The sequence below is a fragment of the Vreelandella sp. DA03-1M genome, from assembly GCF_055725665.1.
The window spans coordinates 3,539,019-3,559,860 of the sequence record NZ_CM146798.1 but is presented as its reverse complement, the minus strand read 5'-3'; the positions used below and the strand labels follow the sequence as shown (position 1 = coordinate 3,559,860).

Annotated in this window: 19 protein-coding genes and 5 tRNA genes; 9 read left to right on the top strand and 15 right to left on the bottom strand. The window is 55.2% G+C overall.

Going from position 1 to position 20,842, the window contains the following annotated elements; genetic code table 11:
- Positions 1 to 42 precede the first annotated feature (42 nt).
- Positions 43 to 1,824 carry a sodium:solute symporter family protein gene (locus tag ACXUPB_RS16640; protein WP_472953515.1) on the bottom strand — a complete coding sequence of 594 codons (1,782 nt, stop codon included), beginning with the start codon at positions 1,822 to 1,824 and terminating at the stop codon, positions 43 to 45.
- Positions 1,825 to 1,830: 6 nt separating this feature from the next.
- Positions 1,831 to 2,091, bottom strand: coding sequence for a DUF4212 domain-containing protein (locus ACXUPB_RS16635; RefSeq protein WP_007113808.1), 261 nt, complete (start codon positions 2,089 to 2,091; stop codon positions 1,831 to 1,833).
- 675 nt (positions 2,092 to 2,766) lie between these two features.
- Here ACXUPB_RS16635 and ACXUPB_RS16630 point away from each other — a divergent pair.
- From ACXUPB_RS16630 to ttcA, 3 genes are all read left to right on the top strand, one after another.
- Positions 2,767 to 4,596 (top strand): DUF294 nucleotidyltransferase-like domain-containing protein, encoded by a 1,830-nt coding sequence (locus ACXUPB_RS16630; protein ID WP_472953513.1) that lies wholly within the window; start codon positions 2,767 to 2,769, stop codon positions 4,594 to 4,596.
- Between the two features lie 5 nt (positions 4,597 to 4,601).
- Positions 4,602 to 5,255, top strand: coding sequence for a 3'-5' exonuclease family protein (locus tag ACXUPB_RS16625; RefSeq protein WP_281662222.1), 654 nt, complete (start codon positions 4,602 to 4,604; stop codon positions 5,253 to 5,255).
- A gap of 101 nt (positions 5,256 to 5,356) precedes the next feature.
- Positions 5,357 to 6,268: a tRNA 2-thiocytidine(32) synthetase TtcA gene (gene ttcA, locus ACXUPB_RS16620; protein ID WP_472953511.1), complete on the top strand. Its 912-nt coding sequence runs from the start codon at positions 5,357 to 5,359 to the stop codon at positions 6,266 to 6,268.
- On the opposite strand, the gene fnr is transcribed toward ttcA, so the two are convergent.
- The 11 genes from fnr to ccoN all read right to left on the bottom strand — a co-directional run bounded on the left by fnr (position 6,261) and on the right by ccoN (position 17,361).
- Positions 6,261 to 7,004: a fumarate/nitrate reduction transcriptional regulator Fnr gene (fnr, locus tag ACXUPB_RS16615; protein ID WP_281662210.1), complete on the bottom strand. Its 744-nt coding sequence runs from the start codon at positions 7,002 to 7,004 to the stop codon at positions 6,261 to 6,263. The two genes, ttcA and fnr, sit on opposite strands and share 8 nt — an antisense overlap.
- 103 nt (positions 7,005 to 7,107) lie before the next feature.
- Positions 7,108 to 8,547 (bottom strand): oxygen-independent coproporphyrinogen III oxidase, encoded by a 1,440-nt coding sequence (gene hemN, locus ACXUPB_RS16610; RefSeq protein WP_101147531.1) that lies wholly within the window; start codon positions 8,545 to 8,547, stop codon positions 7,108 to 7,110.
- Between the two features lie 88 nt (positions 8,548 to 8,635).
- Complete coding sequence (locus ACXUPB_RS16605) at positions 8,636 to 9,331, bottom strand: sulfite exporter TauE/SafE family protein (RefSeq protein WP_472953509.1); 696 nt, start codon at positions 9,329 to 9,331, stop codon at positions 8,636 to 8,638.
- Positions 9,328 to 9,573 (bottom strand): cbb3-type cytochrome oxidase assembly protein CcoS, encoded by a 246-nt coding sequence (gene ccoS / locus ACXUPB_RS16600; protein WP_101147529.1) that lies wholly within the window; start codon positions 9,571 to 9,573, stop codon positions 9,328 to 9,330. Before ccoS ends, ACXUPB_RS16605 begins: the two co-directional genes overlap by 4 nt.
- Positions 9,570 to 12,029: a heavy metal translocating P-type ATPase gene (locus ACXUPB_RS16595; protein ID WP_472953508.1), complete on the bottom strand. Its 2,460-nt coding sequence runs from the start codon at positions 12,027 to 12,029 to the stop codon at positions 9,570 to 9,572. The genes ccoS and ACXUPB_RS16595 overlap by 4 nt, the downstream gene beginning before the upstream one ends.
- Positions 12,026 to 12,559: a FixH family protein gene (locus tag ACXUPB_RS16590; protein WP_101147527.1), complete on the bottom strand. Its 534-nt coding sequence runs from the start codon at positions 12,557 to 12,559 to the stop codon at positions 12,026 to 12,028. The genes ACXUPB_RS16595 and ACXUPB_RS16590 overlap by 4 nt, the downstream gene beginning before the upstream one ends.
- 6 nt (positions 12,560 to 12,565) lie before the next feature.
- Entirely contained in the window at positions 12,566 to 14,005 is a 1,440-nt protein-coding gene (ccoG, locus tag ACXUPB_RS16585) for a cytochrome c oxidase accessory protein CcoG (protein WP_101147526.1), read from the bottom strand.
- Positions 14,006 to 14,154: 149 nt separating this feature from the next.
- Positions 14,155 to 15,084, bottom strand: coding sequence for a cytochrome-c oxidase, cbb3-type subunit III (ccoP, locus tag ACXUPB_RS16580; protein ID WP_101147525.1), 930 nt, complete (start codon positions 15,082 to 15,084; stop codon positions 14,155 to 14,157).
- Complete coding sequence (locus ACXUPB_RS16575; protein ID WP_035585415.1) at positions 15,081 to 15,305, bottom strand: CcoQ/FixQ family Cbb3-type cytochrome c oxidase assembly chaperone; 225 nt, start codon at positions 15,303 to 15,305, stop codon at positions 15,081 to 15,083. The genes ccoP and ACXUPB_RS16575 overlap by 4 nt, the downstream gene beginning before the upstream one ends.
- A 3-nt stretch (positions 15,306 to 15,308) precedes the next feature.
- Positions 15,309 to 15,917 (bottom strand): cytochrome-c oxidase, cbb3-type subunit II, encoded by a 609-nt coding sequence (gene ccoO / locus ACXUPB_RS16570; protein ID WP_088699417.1) that lies wholly within the window; start codon positions 15,915 to 15,917, stop codon positions 15,309 to 15,311.
- A gap of 19 nt (positions 15,918 to 15,936) precedes the next feature.
- Positions 15,937 to 17,361: a cytochrome-c oxidase, cbb3-type subunit I gene (ccoN, locus tag ACXUPB_RS16565; RefSeq protein ID WP_176302356.1), complete on the bottom strand. Its 1,425-nt coding sequence runs from the start codon at positions 17,359 to 17,361 to the stop codon at positions 15,937 to 15,939.
- A 164-nt stretch (positions 17,362 to 17,525) separates the two neighbouring features.
- Here ccoN and ACXUPB_RS16560 point away from each other — a divergent pair, with 164 nt between their 5' ends.
- From ACXUPB_RS16560 to ACXUPB_RS16535, 6 genes are all read left to right on the top strand, one after another.
- Entirely contained in the window at positions 17,526 to 18,281 is a 756-nt protein-coding gene (locus ACXUPB_RS16560; RefSeq protein ID WP_472953504.1) for an alpha/beta fold hydrolase, read from the top strand.
- Between the two features lie 70 nt (positions 18,282 to 18,351).
- A tRNA-Val gene (locus tag ACXUPB_RS16555) sits at positions 18,352 to 18,427 on the top strand.
- Between the two features lie 69 nt (positions 18,428 to 18,496).
- A tRNA-Asp gene (locus ACXUPB_RS16550) sits at positions 18,497 to 18,573 on the top strand.
- 58 nt (positions 18,574 to 18,631) lie between these two features.
- Positions 18,632 to 18,708: transfer RNA gene (locus ACXUPB_RS16545), tRNA-Asp, on the top strand.
- Between the two features lie 52 nt (positions 18,709 to 18,760).
- Positions 18,761 to 18,836: transfer RNA gene (locus ACXUPB_RS16540), tRNA-Val, on the top strand.
- 79 nt (positions 18,837 to 18,915) lie between these two features.
- A tRNA-Asp gene (locus tag ACXUPB_RS16535) sits at positions 18,916 to 18,992 on the top strand.
- Between the two features lie 116 nt (positions 18,993 to 19,108).
- Here ACXUPB_RS16535 and ACXUPB_RS16530 read toward each other — a convergent pair.
- The gene (locus ACXUPB_RS16530; protein WP_472953503.1) at positions 19,109 to 19,510 is read right to left on the bottom strand and encodes a heme-binding protein; all 402 of its coding nucleotides are present in this window, start codon (positions 19,508 to 19,510) and stop codon (positions 19,109 to 19,111) included.
- 86 nt (positions 19,511 to 19,596) lie between these two features.
- Positions 19,597 to 20,829: a glycolate oxidase subunit GlcF gene (gene glcF / locus ACXUPB_RS16525; RefSeq protein ID WP_101147522.1), complete on the bottom strand. Its 1,233-nt coding sequence runs from the start codon at positions 20,827 to 20,829 to the stop codon at positions 19,597 to 19,599.
- Between the last annotated feature and the right edge of the window lie 13 nt (positions 20,830 to 20,842).

Sequence of the window (20,842 nt, the reverse complement as noted above, 5' to 3'; positions counted from 1 at the left end):
GTTATCGCTGTATTGCGATAACGCGTTAGGAAGGAGTATGACTTAGTGATCTACCGCCATACCAGCACCTTTCGGATAGCGAACGCTTTCCACCAGATCCTGAATTTCCTGCGGCGGTGCCGCGGTCACTCTGGAAACTGCAAAGGCAACTGCGAAGTTGATCATCGCGCCCACCGCACCGAAGGAGAGCGGCGAGATGCCCAAGATCCAGTTATCCGGCGTGTTGGCCAGCATGTTGGTGCCCGGCACAAAGAACCAGCCTAGATAGGTGAAGATGTACAGCAGGGTGCAAATCAAGCCCGCCAGCATGCCAGCAACGGCGCCTGGGCTGTTCATCCGCTTGGAGAAGATACCCATCATCAGCGCAGGGAATAGCGATGCACCGGCGATACCAAAGGCCAACGCTACCGTTTGTGCCGCAAATCCGGGGGGGTTAAGCCCCAAATAGGTAGCCAGTAGAATCGCGCCGCCCATGGAGATTCGAGCCGCTAACATTTCGCCTTTCTCGGAAATCTTCGGATTGATCATGGTCTTGATCAAATCGTGACTGATCGCCGACGAGATCGCTAGGAGCAAACCTGCTGCGGTAGAGAGTGCTGCCGCGATACCGCCTGCTGCGATCAGGCCAATGACCCAGCCGGGCAAGTTGGCAATTTCCGGGTTGGCGAGTACCAGGATGTCGTTATTAACGGTTAGCTCGTTGCCTTCCCAGCCACGGTCGGTGTAGTCAGTTGCATCATTGTAGAACTGAATACGGCCGTCTTCGTTGGTATCTGTAAAGTTGATCAGGCCTGTCTCTTCCCAGGTGCGGAACCAGTCAGGACGCTCTTCGTACAGGATCGGATTGCTTGCTGCTTCTTCGTAGTTTTCGGTTTGGCCAGCCATTTCTGGGTAGACCGTGGTCATCAGGTTCAAGCGTGCCATGGAGCCTACCGCTGGTGCGGTGAGGTAAAGCAGTGCGATGAACACCAGCGCCCAACCGGCAGACCAGCGTGCGTCAGCCACTTTCGGTACGGTGAAAAAGCGAATGATAACGTGTGGCAGACCGGCGGTACCGACCATCAACGACAGCGTGAACAGCACCATGTTGAGTTTGTTGTCTACATCGGCGGTGTAGTCCTGGAAACCAAGCGCACTGACCACATCATCCAGTTTTTCCAGCAGCGGTATACCGGATTCAGTGTGCGTGCTGAACATGCCGAACATCGGGATCGGGTTGCCGGTCAGTTGGAAGGCAATAAACACCGCAGGAATGGTGTAAGCGATGATCAGAACAATGTACTGCGCTACCTGGGTATAAGTGATGCCTTTCATGCCGCCGAATACGGCATAGAGGAATACAATCAACGCAGCTAGCCAGATACCCCAAGTGTTGCTGACTTCGAGGAAGCGTGAGAACGCCACGCCCGCACCGGTCATCTGACCGATAACGTAAGTGACTGACGCTACAATCAAACACACAATCGCCACGAGGCGAGCGGTGTTGCTGTAGAAGCGGTCACCAATGAAGTCAGGCACGGTGAACTTACCAAACTTACGCAGGTAAGGAGCTAACAGCATCGCAAGGATAACGTAGCCACCGGTCCAGCCCATTAGGAAGGTGGAGTTAGCGTAGCCACCGGAGGCCAGCAGGCCCGCCATTGAGATAAACGACGCCGCTGACATCCAGTCAGCCGCGGTTGCCATCCCGTTGGTGATTGGGTGAACGCCGCCGCCCGCGACGTAGAAGTCTTTCGTCGAGCCTGCTCGTGCCCAAATCGCAATGCCGATATAGAGGGCAAAGGAGGAGCCTACGAACAGTAGGTTAATTGCAAACTGGCTCATACCGGCTTACTCCCCAAGTCCAAATTTTTGATCGAGCTTATTCATCTTCCAGGCATAGAAGAAGATCAGCACGATAAACGTTAAAATGGAGCCCTGTTGTGCAAACCAGAAGCCAAGATCGGTGCCGCCGACCGGAATACCGGCGAGCAGTGGGCGAAACAGGATAGCGCATCCGTAAGAAACAAATGCCCAAACAGCTAGGCATCCGAAAATTAAGCGGACGTTAGCTTTCCAGTATTCAGCAGCATTAGTTTTGTCGTCTGCCATTGTGTTGCTCTCCACTTGTGATTTTTAAGGTTGGGAAAGTTCACGAGGAATAGCGTGTGACCCATCAGGGCAATCGCACGTCGAAAGCCACTCAATCGTAAGGAGTGGTGAGCCAGCTTTCGTCAGCACGTCACCTTATTATTCGATATAGACTTTCGAGTTAGTAAGTGACGTGCGATTACCCTGCATGACTCATTGTTAATACTGGGCAATAAACACAAAAAAATAAATCCCAGACTTTGGTATCAATAAACAGCTAAAGTGCTCTTTTGGTTTTGCATGTGATTGAAAATACGAGTTTTTAGCTGCTTTTTAAGCGAAGTTTGCAGGCGTTTGCAGAGCTATAGGACGATAGTCTAGTGAGCAAATATAAGTGGTTATTGGCTACTTTAAATACATGGAGAGCATTTTAAGGCTAATCGTGATTAGTAGGTATTGAGACTTTGGTCGCGGATCAAAAGTCGCTTCGACCTTAGCGTGATAGCTAAAGGTATAACGACGTTATACTTGCTAGTTGGGAAGTGAATCCTTTATACCCGTACCTCCACCTTCACATAATAATCGATTACAGCTTTTGAAGCGTTGGAAAGACTCCTTTGATGTGGATCAATGTCGGGCGGAGTGCTTATTTACTTTATTTTCTAGTTCGCCTTTAGTTGAATGAGGTCATGCACAATGGTCGATGTGGATCTATCCCAGCTGCCGTTCACGCTTCTTGACGATGAAGGTCGTGACCATATTCGTCGCGGCATTGACCTTGCGTATTTTGACCGCGACGAAATAATTCTAGAGACCGGGCAGGCGGGCGAGTTTGTTTACCTGATACATAAAGGTGAAGTGGCAGAAATCGACCCCACGCTGCCCTCGTCTACCTCGCGTATTGGCCATTACACGGCCGGGGACCTATTTGGCGCGATCAGCATTCTCAATGGTAAAAGCCGCTATCGTTTTAAGGCCGAGCAGGAGTGCTTGTGTTACCTACTGCCCAAAGCGTTGTTTCAGCAGCTGTGCCGTCATTACCCGGATTTCAGTAATTTCTTTCGCCAATCGCTGACGCATAAAGCACGCTTACTGACTGAAAAGCGTGCCGAAGGTGGCGTCACCATGGCGGGTTTTATGTTGGCCAAGGTAAGCGAATGTATGCGTGCGCCGCTGTTAATGGCGGCGGCTACTGATATTGCCAGCGCGGTGAAGCAGCTCAACGACAGCCACGCCGACAGCCTGCTAGTAGAGACTCAAGGCAAGCTAGGCATGGTGACGAAAACCGACCTGCTCAATGGGTTGGTATTGGGTGGTAGCGAAGTGTCATCGCCGCTTGATGAGATCGCCCATTTTAATCTGGTCACCGTCGCGCCGGATCAATACTTGTTTGAAGTGCTGGTACTGATGACGCGGCATAAAGTGACGCGGGTAGTGGTGCTGGAGCAAAACGTTCTCAAAGGCGTCGTCGAACTCACCGACGTACTTAGCTATTTCTCCAGTCGCAGCTACGTGGTGAGTCTACAAGTCGAACAGGCGGGCAGTTTGGAAGCACTGTCGGCGGCTAGCCAGCGCACACCGGAGCTGGTGAAGGCGCTGATGGCTCAAGGCGTAAAGCTACGCTTTGCGATGGATCTACTCGCCGCGCTGAATGGCCGTATCATGAGCAAGGCGTGGGAATTCACTATTGCTGAGAAGTACCGCGAACAGAGCTGCATGATGGTGATGGGTAGCGAAGGGCGCGGCGAACAAATACTAAAAACCGATCAAGATAATGGCTTGATTTTAGCCGACGATGCGCAGTGGCCAGATCTTATGAGCCACATGCAAACGCTCACTGATACCTTAATCCAGCTTGGCTACCCGCCGTGCCCCGGCAATATTATGGTTTCAAACCCTGAGTGGGTGGCCACAGTGTCGCAGTGGAAGAGCAATATTGCCAAATGGGCCAGCGAGCGGGATGGCGACAGCCTGATGAAACTGGCGATTATGCTTGATGCTCATGCCGTGGCCGGTAACCCCAGTCTGCTTGAGAGCGTACGAGAAGAGCTATTTGAATGCTGTTCTCGTGACGAGCTGCTGCTTTCGTACTTTGCTCGCACGGCGCTACGCTTTTCCACACCGCTGACGCTGTTTGGCTCGCTGAAAAAGCCTCAGCACGGTATCGATATCAAGAAAGGCGGCATTTTCCCCATTGTTCACGGCGTGCGCACCATGGCGCTGGAGCGACGAATCAAAGCGACCTCAACACTGGATCGTTTAGACGCGCTGGCCGCCGATGGCCGCTTGGATCGCCGGTTCGCCGACGATCTGGGCGAAGCACTGGCGCTGTTTTCCGAGTTGCGTCTCAAACAGCAGCTCACTGCCCTAGAGGCAAGTAGCACATCGCAAGAGGCGAACCGCACTAATCGTGTCGTGGTGCAAAGCCTCTCTTCGCTAGAACGCGACCTATTGCGTGAAGCACTGCATATTGTGAAAGACTTTAAGCAGCGGCTTTCCCATCGTTATCATCTGGAGTATTCGTGAGCGGAATGCGGCTGTTAGATCGACACGTGGCACTCTTTAGCGGTTCCTTACGTACCTTGCTGCGTCGCGAAAGCGACCGGCGACGTTGTGCTGATTCTCCCTATGCCTGGCTTTTTCAGCCCTATATGGGCGAAGAACTGGTAGCGCTTGCCTGCACATCAACGCCTATGCCGACGTCACCTGTGATCAGTTTGGCCGCCGTGGTGCTTAGCCAACAGCAGGTGCGTACCAGCCGTGCTTTTGTGCTGACGTTAGGCGCACCGGGGCAGGCTGACCATGCATCGCTGCGTCGCCATCACCTGCTGTGTCAGGCAGGGGAGGTGGCAGCGCCAAACCGCGACAATTTAAATGCGTTAGTAGAGTTTATTGGCAATCGCCCTATTGTCGGCTGGCAGTTAGACCAGCGGATTGGGGCGTTAAATGCGTTGCTGAGAAAGCGGTTGGATTTCGCACTGCCCAATGCCCAGGTCGACGTAGAAAAGCTGCATCAGCGCCAGCTGCGGCGCTTGCATCCGGAGATAGAGGCACCCAGTAGCTTTGCCCAAGCGCTGGCGTGCTGGCAAGTACCCGCGATGGGAATGCAGGGTGTGTTAGGTGAGGCCACTTCCAGCGCGCTGCTCTATATGCGCCTGCAGCGCATTATGGCAGAGGCTGCTTAGTAATAGGTCTGTATACGAGTAGTTGGGTCAGGGCGGTGAGTGTTGTTAGAATAGTAGCCACTTTTTCTTGAATGCCTTCCACCCTCGGCAGTGCTTATACCATGCAACCTCTTGATCATTTTGACCCTGCTTCCCTTGGAGCCGACCTCACTGATGTTGATCATGGCCAGTCAGAGCTGGCTGATGCTAAGCAGAAACGTGAATTTAACAAGCTGCAAAAGCGCCTGCGCCGAGAAGTGGGCAATGCGATTATTGATTACCAGATGATCAATGAAGGCGACCGTGTGATGGTCTGCCTTTCCGGCGGCAAAGACAGCTATACAATGCTGGAGATTTTGCGCAACTTGCAGCGCAACGCGCCGGTCAATTTCTCACTGGTAGCGGTCAATCTGGATCAAAAACAGCCCGGTTTTCCCGAGCATGTGCTGCCTGCGTATCTGGATAAGCAGGGCGTGGAATATCACATTGTCGAGCGTGATACTTATTCGGTGGTGAAAGAAAAAACGCCAGAAGGTAAAACGACTTGCGCGCTCTGTTCACGCCTGCGCCGCGGTTCGCTGTATGGCTTTGCCGAAGAGATTGGCGCCAATAAAATTGCCCTGGGCCACCACCGTGAAGACATCCTTGAAACCCTGTTTCTCAATATGTTCTTTGGCGGCAACTTAAAAGCGATGCCGCCTAAGCTACTTTCTGATGATGGTAAAAATATCGTCATTCGGCCGTTGGCTTACTGTAAAGAGGCAGATATTGCCGAGTTTTCACGGCTGATGGAATTCCCGATTATTCCCTGCAATCTATGCGGTTCGCAGCCCAATATGCAGCGTCAGGTCGTCAAAGAGATGCTCGCCGAGTGGGACAAAAAATTCCCCGGTCGCCTGGAAAGCATGTTTAAAGCCGTTACCAATATTGCGCCTTCCCAGCTAGCGGATCGCAATCTCTTTGATTTTGAAGGGCTAGAAGCCAAACAGGCAGAACTACTGGCCGGGCGTATCCAGGCATTTAACGTCAGCTAGCGTTTTGCTCCTCTTCGGCGAGGGTGATTAAGCGCTGCATATCAAGAATATTGACCTCTCGCCCGGATACCGCCACTACGCTCTGCTGCTGGAAGCGGCTTAAAATCCGGCTGACGGTTTCCACCGCTAAACCCAAATAGTTGCCGATATCGGCCCTGGGCATGGAAAGGCGGAAACTGTAGGGCGAGTAGCCACGGCGACGAAAACGATCTGAAAGCGTGATTAAAAAGCTCGCCAGCCGCTGGTCGGCGGTTTTACGTGACAGCAGGCGCATCATGCGCCGGTCGTCGCGCAACTCTTTGCTCATGCTGCGATACAGCTGGCCACGCAGTTCGGGCAACTCCTCAGAGAGTGAGTCCAAGCGATCAAAGGGAATCTCGCAAACGGTGGTCGTTTCCAAGGCAATTACACTCCCTGGGTAGTGCTCTTCATCGATCCCGTCCAACCCCACTAGTTCGCTGGGGAGGTAGAAATTGGTCAGTTGTTCGCTGCCGTTTCCCTCTGATGTGACTTGTTTCAAACTGCCCGAACGTACCGCATAAACGCTGGTAAAAGTATCGCCTTGGCGAAATAGTGGCTCGCCTTTTTTCAGCGGTGCGCGACGACGAATAATGGCATCGAACTGGCCCATATCGTCTATCTCAAGGGCAAGTGGCAAGCATAGTGAGCTCAAGCTGCAGGTTTGGCAGCGAGCTTCATGGAGTAGCGAGCGTCGGCGGCTCATGGGTTCCAACATGCATAACTCCTTGAGTAGCGTCGTGAGTGGCAGGTAATCATTACGCCGTGCTGAGGTAGGCTTCTCTTAGTATGGAAGCTTCATTTCGTTAGCGATAGCTTGTTTACACAATCTTTGAGTAGTGCTTGCCTGATTGCTGCGGCAGGTGAGCATCAAACGCCATGGCTAAGTGACGAATCAGCAGCCGTCCCATGGGCGTCGCGCTAAGCTGGTCGCCGCTGCGCGTCAGCAGGCCATCTCGCTCGGCGCCCTGTAAGTGCTCAAGCGCTTGCGCAAAGTAACGCGGGGCATCAATGTTCCAGCGTTGACCGATGGCGGCCAGATCAATGCGCATATCACACATTAGTCGCTCAATAACGTCCCGGCGGATCAGGTCATCGTCACTTAAGCGCAGCCCACGTACGGTTGCCAATTGGCCTTGATCCAGCGCTGCTTCATAGCGGGCCAGATCGCTAGGGTTCTGTGCATAGACGTCATCGACGCGAGAAATCGCCGACACGCCAAGCCCGATTAAGTCGCACTGGGCGTGACTGGAGTAGCCTTGAAAGTTGCGCTGGAGCGAGCCTTCGCGCTGGGCGATCGCCAAGCTGTCATCAGGACGAGCAAAGTGATCCATGCCGATGTGCACATAACCGGCCGCGGTGAGCATCTCAATCGTGGTGCGCAGAATCGCCAGCTTCTCTTCGCTGCCCGGCAGGTCATCGATGTTAATCCGCCGCTGGGGGGCAAAGCGCTCGGGCATGTGGGCGTAGTTAAACACAGAAAGCCGTGCGGGATTTAACTCGATCACTTGGCGCAGGGTGTCTGCAAAGCTTTTTTCAGTCTGAAAGGGCAAGCCGTATATTAAATCGAGATTGAGCGAACGAAAGCCCAGCCGGTGTGCTTCATCCATCAGCGTCTCGGTGAGTACCCGTGGCTGAATACGGTTAATGGCTTTCTGCACCAGCGGGCTTAAGTCCTGCACGCCTAAACTGATGCGATTGAAACCGAGCGACTGCAGGTGGCGCAGCGTAAATACGTCCGCTTCGCGTGGGTCGATTTCAATCGCGTAATCGCGATCAGACGCGGACGAGAGACCAAAGCGCGCGTCCAGGCGATCAATCAAGTCGCCCATCTGGTTCAAGTTAAGAAACGTCGGTGTTCCGCCACCCCAGTGCAACTGCTTCACCGGTCGTGTGGTATCCAGGTGGCGAGCGGTCAGCACCATTTCACGGTCAAGCCGGGATAGGTACGGCTCGGCCAGGGCGGTGTTCTTGGTGGCGATTTTATTACACGCGCAGTAAAAGCAAATTTTGCGGCAGAAGGGGATATGCACATACAGCGAAAGAGGACGTTGGCTGGCATTGCTGCGCTCTAACGCCTGAGTCAAATCGCTCGGGGTAAATTGGTCGTGAAACGACAACGCCGTGGGGTAGGACGTATAGCGCGGGCCGCTGGTGTCGTAACGGCGCAGTAAGGCTTCATCCCATTTTTTCTGCTCCGGTGCTGCCCCGGCCATGGTTGAAGTCATCGTAGAAGAAGCCGCGAGGGCATGAACGGGCATGAAGTGACGCTCCGGCGTTAAAAGTGGCGTTAAAGCTTTGATGCCAGCCTAACGCGCGGCGCCGATATAAATATTGAGCCATGTCATGTTAATGAAGATTGTGTGCTGTGAGTGTCCACAGCTGCCACAGCGCAAAAGCAATGATCGTCAGCGCGGCCACGCTGCGCGTTGCCGGGTGACGAATCAGGTGGCTTAACTGGCGCGCGGCAAGCCCGGTGGCCAGCAGCGCAGGCAGCGTGCCCAGTCCAAAGGCGCCCATCAATAGTGCGCCCTGGAGCGGGTCGGCAATCGCTAAGCTCCAGGCCAGCATGGAGTAGACCAGCCCACAGGGCAGCCAACCCCATATCGCCCCCAGCGCAAAGGCTTGGGGTAAATGAACTACGGGCATTAAACGTCGCCCTACCGGCTCGATAAAGCGCCATAGGCGGCGGCCTATCGCTTCAACTTTAAGCAGCCCTTTCCACCAATTGGCGATATACAGCGCCATCAGGATCAGCATCAGCGCCGCAAACACTTGTAGCAGCATTCGCGCCGTGGCAGAGAGGGAAAATAGCGTGCCTAGTAGGGCTACCAGCGCGCCTGCGCTCATGTAGCTAATGATGCGACCTGCGTTATAGCTGAGCAGCAAGCCACCCATACGCGCCGGATGACGCATGCTGGGGGGCACTGCAAAAGTGAGCGCGCTCATAATGCCACCACACATGCCAATGCAATGGGCGCCGCCCATCAAACCAAACACGAACGCCGCCAGCAGTGGCGGCAGGTCAAGGCCGGTTGGATTCATGGCCGGGGCTCTTGGTCGTCGGGTGAGTGTGTGTCGGAGGGGGCAGCAGGGCGGTGCTTGGTCTGCTGCCGCTGGCGTCGCTGTTCGGGGTTGAGGTCATTCTCATCTTCATCAAACAAAATGCGGTGCGCCGGGCCTTCCAAGTCGTCGAACTGATCATTTTTCACCGCCCAGAAAAATGCCCAGACGGCGAGGCCCAGCAGAATCAGTGAAAGCGGAATGAGTAGATACAGAATCGTCATGCGGTTACCGGTGTTGAAGCGCTTGGCGAAGAAGCGGGCGGCGTCGTACGCCAGCGTGACAGCCGCAGCGCGTTACCCACCACCACTAGCGAGCTGAGCGACATACCAATAGCCGCCAGCCAGGGCGGCACCAGCCCCATTGCCGCCAGCGGCAGCGCCGAAAAGTTGTAACATACTGACCAGATCATGTTCTGGCGCATGATACGCCGGGTCGCGCGGGAAATCTCGATAGCCTCAAAAATCCGCATCAGGCGTGGGCTGAGCAGCACCGCGTCGGCGCGGGTACGGGCGAGATCCGTCGCGCCATTCATGGCAATTGCCACATCAGCACCGGCTAGCACCGGTACGTCGTTGATGCCGTCACCAATCATTACCACGGTTTCGCCAGCGGCTTGAAGCTCTTTCATCCTGGCCAGTTTGCCTTCGGGGCTGGTACCCGCATGCCAAGTAGTAATGTTGAGCTGGTTAGCCAGGCTCTCAACGGCATCGACGGTATCACCGGAGAGCAGCTCCACGGTTAGCCCCTGGCCCTGAAGGGCTTTGATCGTGGCAGCAGCGTCATCACGAATACCATCATGCAGACCAAACCAGGCACGGGGTTCGCCGTTTTCGCTCAGCAGCAGCCATTGGCCCCTGGCGGGTGCCGAAATGGCTTCTCCAGCGGCAAATTCTGGTTTGCCCAGCTTCCAGCGCGCGCCGTTTAGCGTGCCCTCTAGTCCTTGACCGGTATGGCTATGAATATCTTTTGCCTGAAGCGTTGCATCCCGAAACGGACGAAAGGCGCGGGCGATAGGATGTTCTGACTGGGCTTCAAGCGCAGCGGCAATTGCCTGGGCGTGCTCGGCGGTCAATTCGCCAAACGGCTGGGTTTGGGTCAGGTGCATTTCGCCGCGGGTTAGCGTGCCGGTTTTGTCAAAGATTACTCGGGTTACGTTGGAGAGCGTCTCCATGGCATCGGCACGGGTGATCAACACGCCGCGCTTGCGCAGTTGACCATGGCCTGCGGTCAGGGCCGCGGGGGTGGCCAGCGCCAGCGCACAAGGGCAGGTCACGACCAGCACCGAAAGCAGTACCCAGAGCATCCGCGAGGGGTCGATAAACCACCAGGCGATGGTGACGCAGGCGGTTACCACTAACAGGCGGAGCACAAATAGGTGGGCCATGCGTGCTGCCATCTGGGCCAGCCGCGGACGGCTGGCAAAGGCGCGGTCGGTGAGATCGACAATGCCCGCCACACGGGCATCGCGGCCGGCGTGGGTAACACGGATTACCAGCGGATTTTCCATGTTCTGGCTACCGCCGATAATGCGGTCGCCCACCCGGCGGGTGACCGGCAGGTATTCGCCGGTCAGCATGGATTCATCCAGGCTCGATTCGCCCTCCTCGATGATGCCATCGGCGGGCACGCCATGGCCGGGCTTGATCAATACGCGATCACCGGAGGAAAGTTCGCTGGCGGGCAGAATACGTTCGCTGCCATCGCTTTCTAACCGCGTGGCTGAAATCGGCAGTACGCCGCTCAGTGCATTGCCGCTATGCCCGCTGCGGCGTCTGGCACGGCCTTCCACGTAGCGGCCAAACAGTAAAAAGAAGGTGAACATGGCTACCGAGTCAAAATAGACCTCGCCGACGTTGAATAGCACGGCATAGCTGCTGGCAAGATAAGCGCCACCAATGGCTAACGAGACCGGTACGTCCATACCCAGTACGCCAGTGCGCAGGTCGCGCAGGGCGTTGCGGAAAAACGGCTGGGCGGAAAAAAACACCACCGGCGTGGCTAGGGCAAAGGAGAGCCAGTGAAACAGCGCGTAGAAGTCGTCGCTGATTTCACCGGGGCCGGAGACATAGATTGGGATAGAGAACATCATCACCTGCATCATGCCGACAGCGGCGATGATTAGCCGACGCACGTTCATACGCTCTTCGTGCTGCATGCGCGTCTGAGCCTGGTCTGGCTCGTAGGGCTGGGCGTCGTAGCCAATGGCGGCAAGTTCGGCCAGCAGTTGTGAGAGTTTTAACTGCTGGGGATCCCAGCTCACCCGCAGACGGTGGTGAGTTAAATTCACCGCGCTGGAGGCAACGCCGGTTAAGGCATTTAAACGGTGTTCGATCAGCCAGGCACAGGCGGCACAGGTAATGCCTTCGATGGCGAGGGTAGCTTTGACATTGCCCTCATCACCATCAGGGTGAACAAACTGCGCTTGCAGGCCGGGATCATCAAATACCGACCACGTGTCCGCTTTGGCGGCTTGGCGTTCATCGGGGCGTTCGGGAAGTTCGGTTCGGTAGCGGTAGTAGCTCTCTAGCCCGCCATCGACAATGGCATGAGCCACCGCTTCGCAGCCGGGGCAGCAGAGCGGGTGGGTGTGGTCATCCAGGGTAATCGTCCAGGGTGCCGCAGCGGGCACCGGGTTACCGCAGTGGTAGCAGTCAGAGGCAGGCACGGCGTTGCTCATTCGCTTTCTGGACGCCCTCCTGGCAATAGCGCGACGCTATTTTCATTAGGGAACGTCGCTTCACCCGTCAGACGCCAGTCGGCATCTTCTAGTGCGGGCTGAATCTGTAGGTACCAGCGGTAGCGCAGGTTGTCAGGGCCCTGGGTGATATAGCGGCCGTCACGGACATGCTCCAGTATGAACGATTGATCACGGTCATCCTCGGTAGGGAAGATGAGGTCCAGATAGAGCTTGTCGGGACGCGCATCGCCGCTTAAATCAACCACGATGTCGCTGGTCATCGGATCAAGACGTAGCTCGGCGCTTAAGTTCAGAGTGCGCGCCTGCTCCTGCTTGGCAAGTACCATATTAATGGCTTTGCCATGCTCGTAGTAATCCTCTTGCACTACCATGCCATCAAAACTTTTAACTGACATAACGGCAAAGGTTATGCTGAACATAATGGATGAGAGCAGAATGCCGATTAGAAACCATGGCCAAAACTGCTTGTACCAGGGGATCACCTTCTCGCTAGAGGGTAGGGATGACATCGTCGTTTATCTCCTAATATCGCCCAGGAAGCGGGCATCCCGCTCAAGGCGAATACGTTCGTCTTGCTGAGCCTGCAGTGTGAATACAATGTCGTGACTGGGTTGCTGTAGTTCGTCAGGGCTAGCGGTCACTGTAACGACTTCTAAGCGCGACTCACCCGCAGGCACGTCAATCATATTGCTATCTAAGGCTAAACTGGGCAGCCCGGAAACGCTCAGCTGGTAAGTGTGATCCTGGTCATCAAGGTTACGAATGGTCAGGGTAAACACATTACTAATCAGGCCGTCGCGGGTCGTTTGGTAAAGTTGGGTGCGCTCGCGCTCAGCGTCAAAGTTAAGTGGCATGCGGTCATTAATCGCCCAGGCAAAAGTGCCTATCATTAGCACCAATGCGGCAAAGTAGCCTAGCAGGCGAGGGCGCATGATATGGCTCTTTTTGCCCTCAAGCGCGTTTTCGGTAGTGTAGCGTATCAGCCCCCGCGGGTAGCCCATTTTGTCCATTACGCTGTCGCAGGCGTCGATGCAGGCGGCGCAGGTGATGCACTCATACTGCAGTCCGTCACGGATATCGATACCGGTAGGGCATACCTGAACGCAAAGATCGCAATTGATACAGTCGCCGTATCCTGCTTCACGGGCCTCTAGATGGCTCAGGCTTTTAGGGCGATGGCCACGGGGTTCACCACGGGACTCATCGTAGGAGACAATCAGTGTGTCACGGTCAAACATCACCGATTGAAAACGGGCATAGGGGCACATATAAATGCACACCTGTTCACGCAGCCAACCCGCGTTCAGGTAAGTGAATACCAGGAAAAAGCCCACCCAGAAGTAGGACCAGCCATGGGCTTCAAGGGTGGGGAGCTCTGTCACTAAATCACGAATTGGCGTGAAGTAACCCACAAAGGTGATGCCGGTAGCGAGCGCTATCAATAGCCAAGCAGTGTGCTTAGCAGTTTTTCGCCAAGCCTTATCCGCCGTCATCGGTTGATTGTCGAGCTTGATACGCCGATTGCGCGAGCCTTCGATGCGGTGTTCAAGCCAGATAAACAGAAAGGTCCAAACGCTTTGCGGGCAGGTATAACCACACCACACCCGGCCCGCAAAAACGGTAATAAAAAACAGCCCAAAAGCACAAATGATCAACAGCCACGATAGCAGTATGAACTCCTGCGGATAGAACGTGGCGGTAAAGATATGGAATTCGCGATTAGGCAGATCGAACAGAATGAGGGGCCGGTTGCCAACATTGATCCAGGGCAATAGGAAAAACATCAGCATTAACGCCCAGTTAGTACTGCGGCGTAGTTTCTGGAAAATACCTTTAATTTCTCGCACATAAATGTGACGCCGTTTGGCGTACATTTCCTGAGTAACCGGTTGTTGTGGAGGCGTGTGATGCCCCACCGGATTCGGCGTGACGTCTTGGGTTGGTATCTTTTCCATGGCGGTATTCCCGGCTCAGAAGGCAGGAGAGGTAGCACCCCCAGTCTCATGAAGGCGAGTGCATGGTCAATATTGTATCGGGTTGTGCATAAAGAAAGGGTGCGGTTTGAGGCCGCACCCTTTCTTGGCGAGTATGGCTGAGCAGTTAATCAGTCCGCTAAGCGCAGGCTATACACGTAGGCGGCGACCAGGTGAACACGCTCTTCACCAATATAAGCCGCTTGCGCTGGCATATGACCGTTACGGCCATTGCGTAGCGTTTGACGGATGGAGTCACCTACTTCTTGGCCGGGCGCCAAGTAGAGCCAGGTATTGTCGGTCAAGTTAGGCGCGCCGAGGGCTGTATTACCCGTGCCGCTTGGGCCGTGGCAAGCCGCACAGACTGCTGTGAAAGTGCTTTCGCCCTGTTCAGCTTGTGCCTCGTCATGCGCTTCATCAGACAGTGAGAGCACGTATTGAGACAGGTTCTCAATATTGTTTTGCCCCAGCTGCTGCCAGGAAGGCATCAGACCGTTACGGCCATTCGTCAGCGTTTGAACGATATTGTCGGGCTCTCCGCCGTACAGCCAGTCGTCGTCGGTCAGGTTGGGGAAGCCGTAACCGCCCTGAGCGTTGGAACCGTGACACACCGCGCAGTTGTTTTGGTAGATACGTTCAGCAACCTGCATCGCCTCGGGATCTTCGGCAAGCTCAGGAATGGGCACTTCCTGATACTGGGCAAAAATCGGTGTGAAACGCTCTTCGGCCTGAGCGACTTCCTCTTCCCACTGGCCCTCTTGCGACCAGCCCAGTATCCCCGCGTAGTTGCCCAAGCCGGGATAAAACACCAGGTAGCCCAGTGCAAAGACCACCGTCAAGACGAATAGCTGAAACCACCACTTTGGCAGTGGGTTGTCATACTCTTCGATGCCATCGGCGGCATGGCCCGTGGTTTCAACGTTACCGTCCGCGTCAGGCGTTTTATCGGTGCGGCGGTTGGCCAGTAGTATCCATACGCTCAGCGCGATCGTGCCCAGCGTAATGATAATGATCCAGGCGCTCCAGAAGCCGGATAGGGAGTCACCCCATAGATTGTTCATAACTTCTTATCTCCCCTGTCGTCGCGGGAATGCGCTTCGCTGTCGCGTTCACGCGAAGCGTGCTTGTCACTGGTCGGTAGCTCATCGTCGTCGGCAAAGGGCAAATTAGCCGCTTCGTCGAAATCTGGCTTGCGTCGCTTGGAGTACGCCCAGAGGGCGATGCCAATAAACGCGAAAATCAAGATTAGCGTGATGAGACCGCGAAAAGTTCCCGTATCCATAACTTAGCGAGTGCCCTCGAGCACGGTTCCCAGCTGCTGTAGGTACGCGACCAGGGCAGTGATTTCCTGAGTACCGCGAACATCGTCAGTTGCGTTGGCAATATCTTCGTCGGTGTACGGCACGCCTAGCTGGCGCAGGGTGCGCATTTTAGCGGGAGTAGCGTCACCATCGAGGGTATTTTCAAACAGCCAGGGGTAAGCCGGCATAACCGATTCAGGGACTACATCTCGGGGATTGTAGAGGTGAGCACGGTGCCAGTCGTCGCTATAGCGGCCGCCAACACGCGCCAGATCTGGCCCGGTACGCTTGGAACCCCATAGGAAGTTGTGCTCGTAAACCTGCTCACCTGCCACATTGTAGTGGCCGTAGCGCTCGGTCTCCGCGCGGAACGGACGCACCATTTGCGAGTGACAGCCCACGCAGCCCTCGCGGCGGTAGATGTCACGGCCTTCCAGCTCCAGAGCAGACAGCGGCTCCAGGCCTTCAACCGGCTCGGTGGTCTGCTTCTGGAAAAACAGTGGCACCACCTCAGCCAAGCCGCCGAAACTGATCACGACAAGGATCAACACGGCAAGCAGGCCAACGTTCTTTTCGACAATCTCGTGTTTCATTGGTCTCAACTTCCCCGGTTTAAGCAGCTTGTGGCGCTGAATGGCTGATGGCCTCACGACGCTTAACGGTCATGTAAACGTTGAATGCCATGATCAGCATGCCGGTGACCCAGAAGAGGCCGCCGATTAAGCGCACAAAGTAGCCCGGCGCGCTGGCTTCAACGGCTTCAACGAAGGTGTACATCAGGGTGCCGTCAGGGTTGATCGCACGCCACATCAGGCCTTGCAGAATGCCGTTAACCCACATGGAGGCGATGTAGAGCACGGTGCCAATAGTGGCCAGCCAGAAGTGCACGGCAATCAGGTTGACGGAGTGCATTTCAGTGCGACCAAATACGCGCGGGATCAGGTGGTACATCGAGCCGATAGTGATCATCGCTACCCAGCCGAGCGCGCCGGAGTGAACGTGGCCAATGGTCCAGTCCGTGTAGTGCGACAGCGCGTTGACCGTTTTAATGGCCATCATCGGGCCTTCAAACGTCGACATGCCGTAGAACGATAGGGCCACTACCAAGAAGCGCAGTGTCGGATCTGTGCGTAGCTTATGCCAGGCGCCTGACAGGGTCATCATGCCGTTGATCATGCCGCCCCAAGAGGGCGCCAACAGGATGATCGACATGATCATGCCCAGCGACTGTGCCCAGTTCGGCAGCGCTGTGTAGTGCAGGTGGTGCGGGCCTGCCCACATGTAAATCATGATCAGCGCCCAGAAGTGGACGATGGAAAGACGGTAAGAGTAGATCGGTCGCTCAGCCTGCTTCGGCACGAAGTAGTACATCATGCCCAGGAAGCCAGCGGTCAGGAAAAAGCCTACCGCGTTATGGCCGTACCACCACTGCACCATGGCATCCACCGCACCAGCGTAGATCGAGGTGGAGTACATCGGGGTAACCGGGATCGCCGCGTTGTTGACGATATGCAACACTGCAACGGTTAAAATAAACGCCGCAAAGAACCAGTTCGCCACATAAATATGCGACGTGGTGCGCTTTTTAATCGTCATCAGGAACACGATGGCATAGCTGATCCAAACGACTGCAATCAATATATTGATCGGCCACTCTAGCTCAGCGTACTCCTTGGTCGTGGTGTAGCCCATGGGGAGCGACACGATCGCTGAGATAATAACGGCTTGCCAGCCCCAGAACGTAAAGGCCGCCAGCCTGTCCGAGAATAGCCGTGTCTGGCACGTTCGTTGGACAACGTAATAGGACGTTGCAAAGAGCGCCGAGCCACCAAAAGCGAAAATAACGGCGTTAGTGTGTAACGGACGCAGTCGCCCGAAGCTGGTCCAAGGTATGCCGAGGTTCAGTTGCGGCCAAACCAGTTGCGAGGCGAGGATGACACCAACGGTCATTCCCACGATGCCCCACACAACGGTCATAATCGCGAACTGCCGAACTACCTTGTAGTTGTAGGTCGGGTGTTCAAGTGCTGTGCTCATTTCATGTTCCCATCGAACGCGGTTAGGGGGTAACCCGTGGCATTTTGCACGGATGCGGCCACCCGCTTGATGATGCAGGTCAAGATCCGACGAGGATTCTAGCGCAGCCGAGGCTTAAGCTGAACATGCCAATAGGTTAATCATTGAATTATTAGGAGCGGTGCATGTCACATTACGCTTTGTCTGACTACATTTTGCTAACGCCAGACGCATTAAGCGAAGAGACTCATCTCGACTCAAACGGCTGTTATCTGGTGCAGGGCATGGGGCCGTTGGCGGTTCATGGTGAGGCCAAAATAGGACGCTTGCTGTTTGCCCATGGCGCTGGCGCCGGCCAGCAGTCCGCTTTCATGCGTCAATTTGTCACCTCTTTGGCTGGGCGGGGCATACAAGTTCTATGTATTGATTTCCCCTATATGCAGCAAATGCAGGAAACCGGCAAGCGACGCCCACCGCCACCGATCGCTCAGACGCTTGCCCAGTTTGCCGAGTGGTATGCGCTACTTGATTCCCTGTTTGACGGGCCGCTTTGGGTTGGGGGGAAATCAATGGGCGGCCGCGTGGCGACGCTGTTAGCCAGTCAACAACCGTGCCCTGGTGTCGTGGTGGCCGGTTATCCGTTTCATCCCACCAAAGTGCCGGAAAAGCTTCGTTTGGAACACTGGCCGACGATTACTTGCCCCATGCTAGTGATACAAGGCGAGCGAGATCCTTTCGGTACTCAGGAGGAGGTCGCAAGCTATACGCTGCCCGCTAATGCACAGCTGGCTTGGCTGAAAGATGGCGATCACGATTTCAAGCCACGGCGCTCTTCTGGGCTAACGCAAACGTTTTTGATTGACGAAGCCACCCAGGTTGCGGCATCCTTCGTCCGCGTTCACAGCCAAGGCTTGAAAGAAGAGGGCAACGCGCTAGCTTAAAAGCAGTTTTTAAGCGCAGCATGTTGACATTGAAACAACCTTCTGTAGAATGCAGCGCCACGTGACCAGCGGGTGGTTAGCTCAGTTGGGAGAGCACCAGCCTTACAAGCTGGGGGTCACTGGTTCGAACCCAGTACCACCCACCATATTTAGTAATCGCTAAAATGGTTGGAAGCGTGAAGTAAAAAGTAAGATTAAGCTTTGATGTGCATAACGGACCGGTAGTTCAGTCGGTTAGAATGCCGGCCTGTCACGCCGGAGGTCGCGAGTTCGAGTCTCGTCCGGTCCGCCAACATCAAATCAGTATCTGCTTTATGAGCAAGTAGTATTAAAGTACGTTATCGCTATTCGGACCGGTAGTTCAGTCGGTTAGAATGCCGGCCTGTCACGCCGGAGGTCGCGAGTTCGAGTCTCGTCCGGTCCGCCACGATAACTGCGAAGCAAGGTTGGTAAGTGCCTGTGGGACTTATTGACAGATTGGGTGGTTAGCTCAGTTGGGAGAGCACCAGCCTTACAAGCTGGGGGTCACTGGTTCGAACCCAGTACCACCCACCATCGCCTACCATTTAAAGCGCCTCTGAACCGCTGAAAATGCTATGCATACGATGGTTGTAGTAGTAATGCGCCTTAACGTGGACCGGTAGTTCAGTCGGTTAGAATGCCGGCCTGTCACGCCGGAGGTCGCGAGTTCGAGTCTCGTCCGGTCCGCCATTAAGCGCTTAGATTGAAAATGTAACATCGGCATCAGCCGAACGAATTCCAAAAAAAGCCCGGATCAATGATCCGGGCTTTTTTATTGCGTGCAGCCCATAGGCTGCACGCTAGCCTTAGCCGATAGCGCTGACACCCGCTTTGGCAACTTGTACGTCCTGGTCGGGTTTAACGCCGGAAATGCCCACGGCACCCACCACATGGCCATCCACTGTGATCGGCACACCACCTGAAAGTAGACCCTGCAGCGGCGCAGAAATAAACGCTGTACGGCCGCCGTTAATCATCTCTTCAAATACCTGGGTCTCTTTACGACCTAGCGCTGCGCTGCGCGCTTTTTGCGTGGCAACATCGGCACTGAAAGGGGCGGCACCATCTAAGCGGCGCAGGCCCAATAAGTGGCCGCCGTCGTCGGTTACTGCGATAGTGACCGGCCAGTTATTGCTGTCGGCTTCGTTTTGCGCCGCGTCTAATACATTGATGACATCGGCTTGAGCGAGGATGGCTTTTGTTTGCATGGTGTAATCCTTTTTAAGGCAGGGAGTGAGTCGCCGCGCTATTAAGTAGCAGCGCGGCGGTAGGGGTTAAAGAGTAACCACTAGCGCTAGGGAAGTGCCGCATCGACGATTTCAACCCAGTGGCGCACCGGCGTCCGGTTGGCGCCAGCCAAGTGGGTTTGACAGCCGATATTGGCAGTGACAATCATCTCTGGATTACCGGCCTCCAGGGCATTGAGCTTATTGTCGCGCAGTTGGGTGGCAATTTCCGGTTGAGTAATCGAGTAAGTGCCCGCCGAGCCGCAGCAGAGGTGGGCATCCTGCACCGGCGTTAACGAAAAGCCGAGCTTGGTGAGTACGCCTTCCACTGCACCGTTAAGCTTTTGCGCGTGTTGCAGCGTACAAGGGCAGTGAAATGCCAGCCGCTTGGATTCTTTAACGTTCAATGCTTCCAGGGGCTCATCGCGCAAGATTTCGACAATGTCTTTGGCCAAGGTGCTGACCTTTTGCGCTTTAACGGCGTACTCAGGATCATCCTTGAGCATATAGCCATACTCTTTAACAAAGGCGCCGCAACCGCTGGCGGTTTGAACGATGGCTTCAGCGCCTTGTTCAATATATGGCCACCAAGCGTCGATATTGGCGCGCATACGAGCCCGCCCATCGTCCTGGGCGTTGAGGTGAAAATCAACCGCGCCACAGCAGCCTGCTTCAGCCACCGGCGTTACGCTAATGCCGAGCCGATCTAGGATCCGCGCGGTAGCCGCATTGGTATTGGGTGACAGCCCCGGCTGCACGCAGCCTTCCAGAATCAGCACTTGCCGGGTATGACGGTGCGCATCAGGGCGTACGCCTGCATCTATCGGTTCAGCGGGCATTTTATTGCGTAGTTTGCTAGGCACCAGCGGCTTAAAGGTTTGGCCCAGCTTTAGCAGCGCCTGAAAGCGTTTAGGTTCGACCATCATCTTACGCAGCGCATAGCGCTGAGCCCGCTCGCCAGCAGGGCGGGGCACCCGGCGCTCAATTTCGGCACGGCCAATGTTGAGCAGCTTGTGGTACTCCACGCCTGAAGGGCAGGTGGTTTCACAGTTAAGGCAGGTCAGGCAGCGGTCAAGGTGCAGGCGAGTCTCTTCGGTGACTTGGTCGTCATCGTCGCGGCTCTCAAGCAGCTCCTTCATTAGATAGATGCGTCCGCGGGGGCCGTCACGCTCATCGCCCAACAGCTGGTAGGTGGGGCAGGTGGCGTTACAGAAACCGCAGTGAACGCAGGTGCGCAAAATGCTATCTGCTTCCTGAATGTGCGGCTTCTGACGGTCGGCATCGGTAAATTGCGTCTGCATGTCAGCTCTCCTG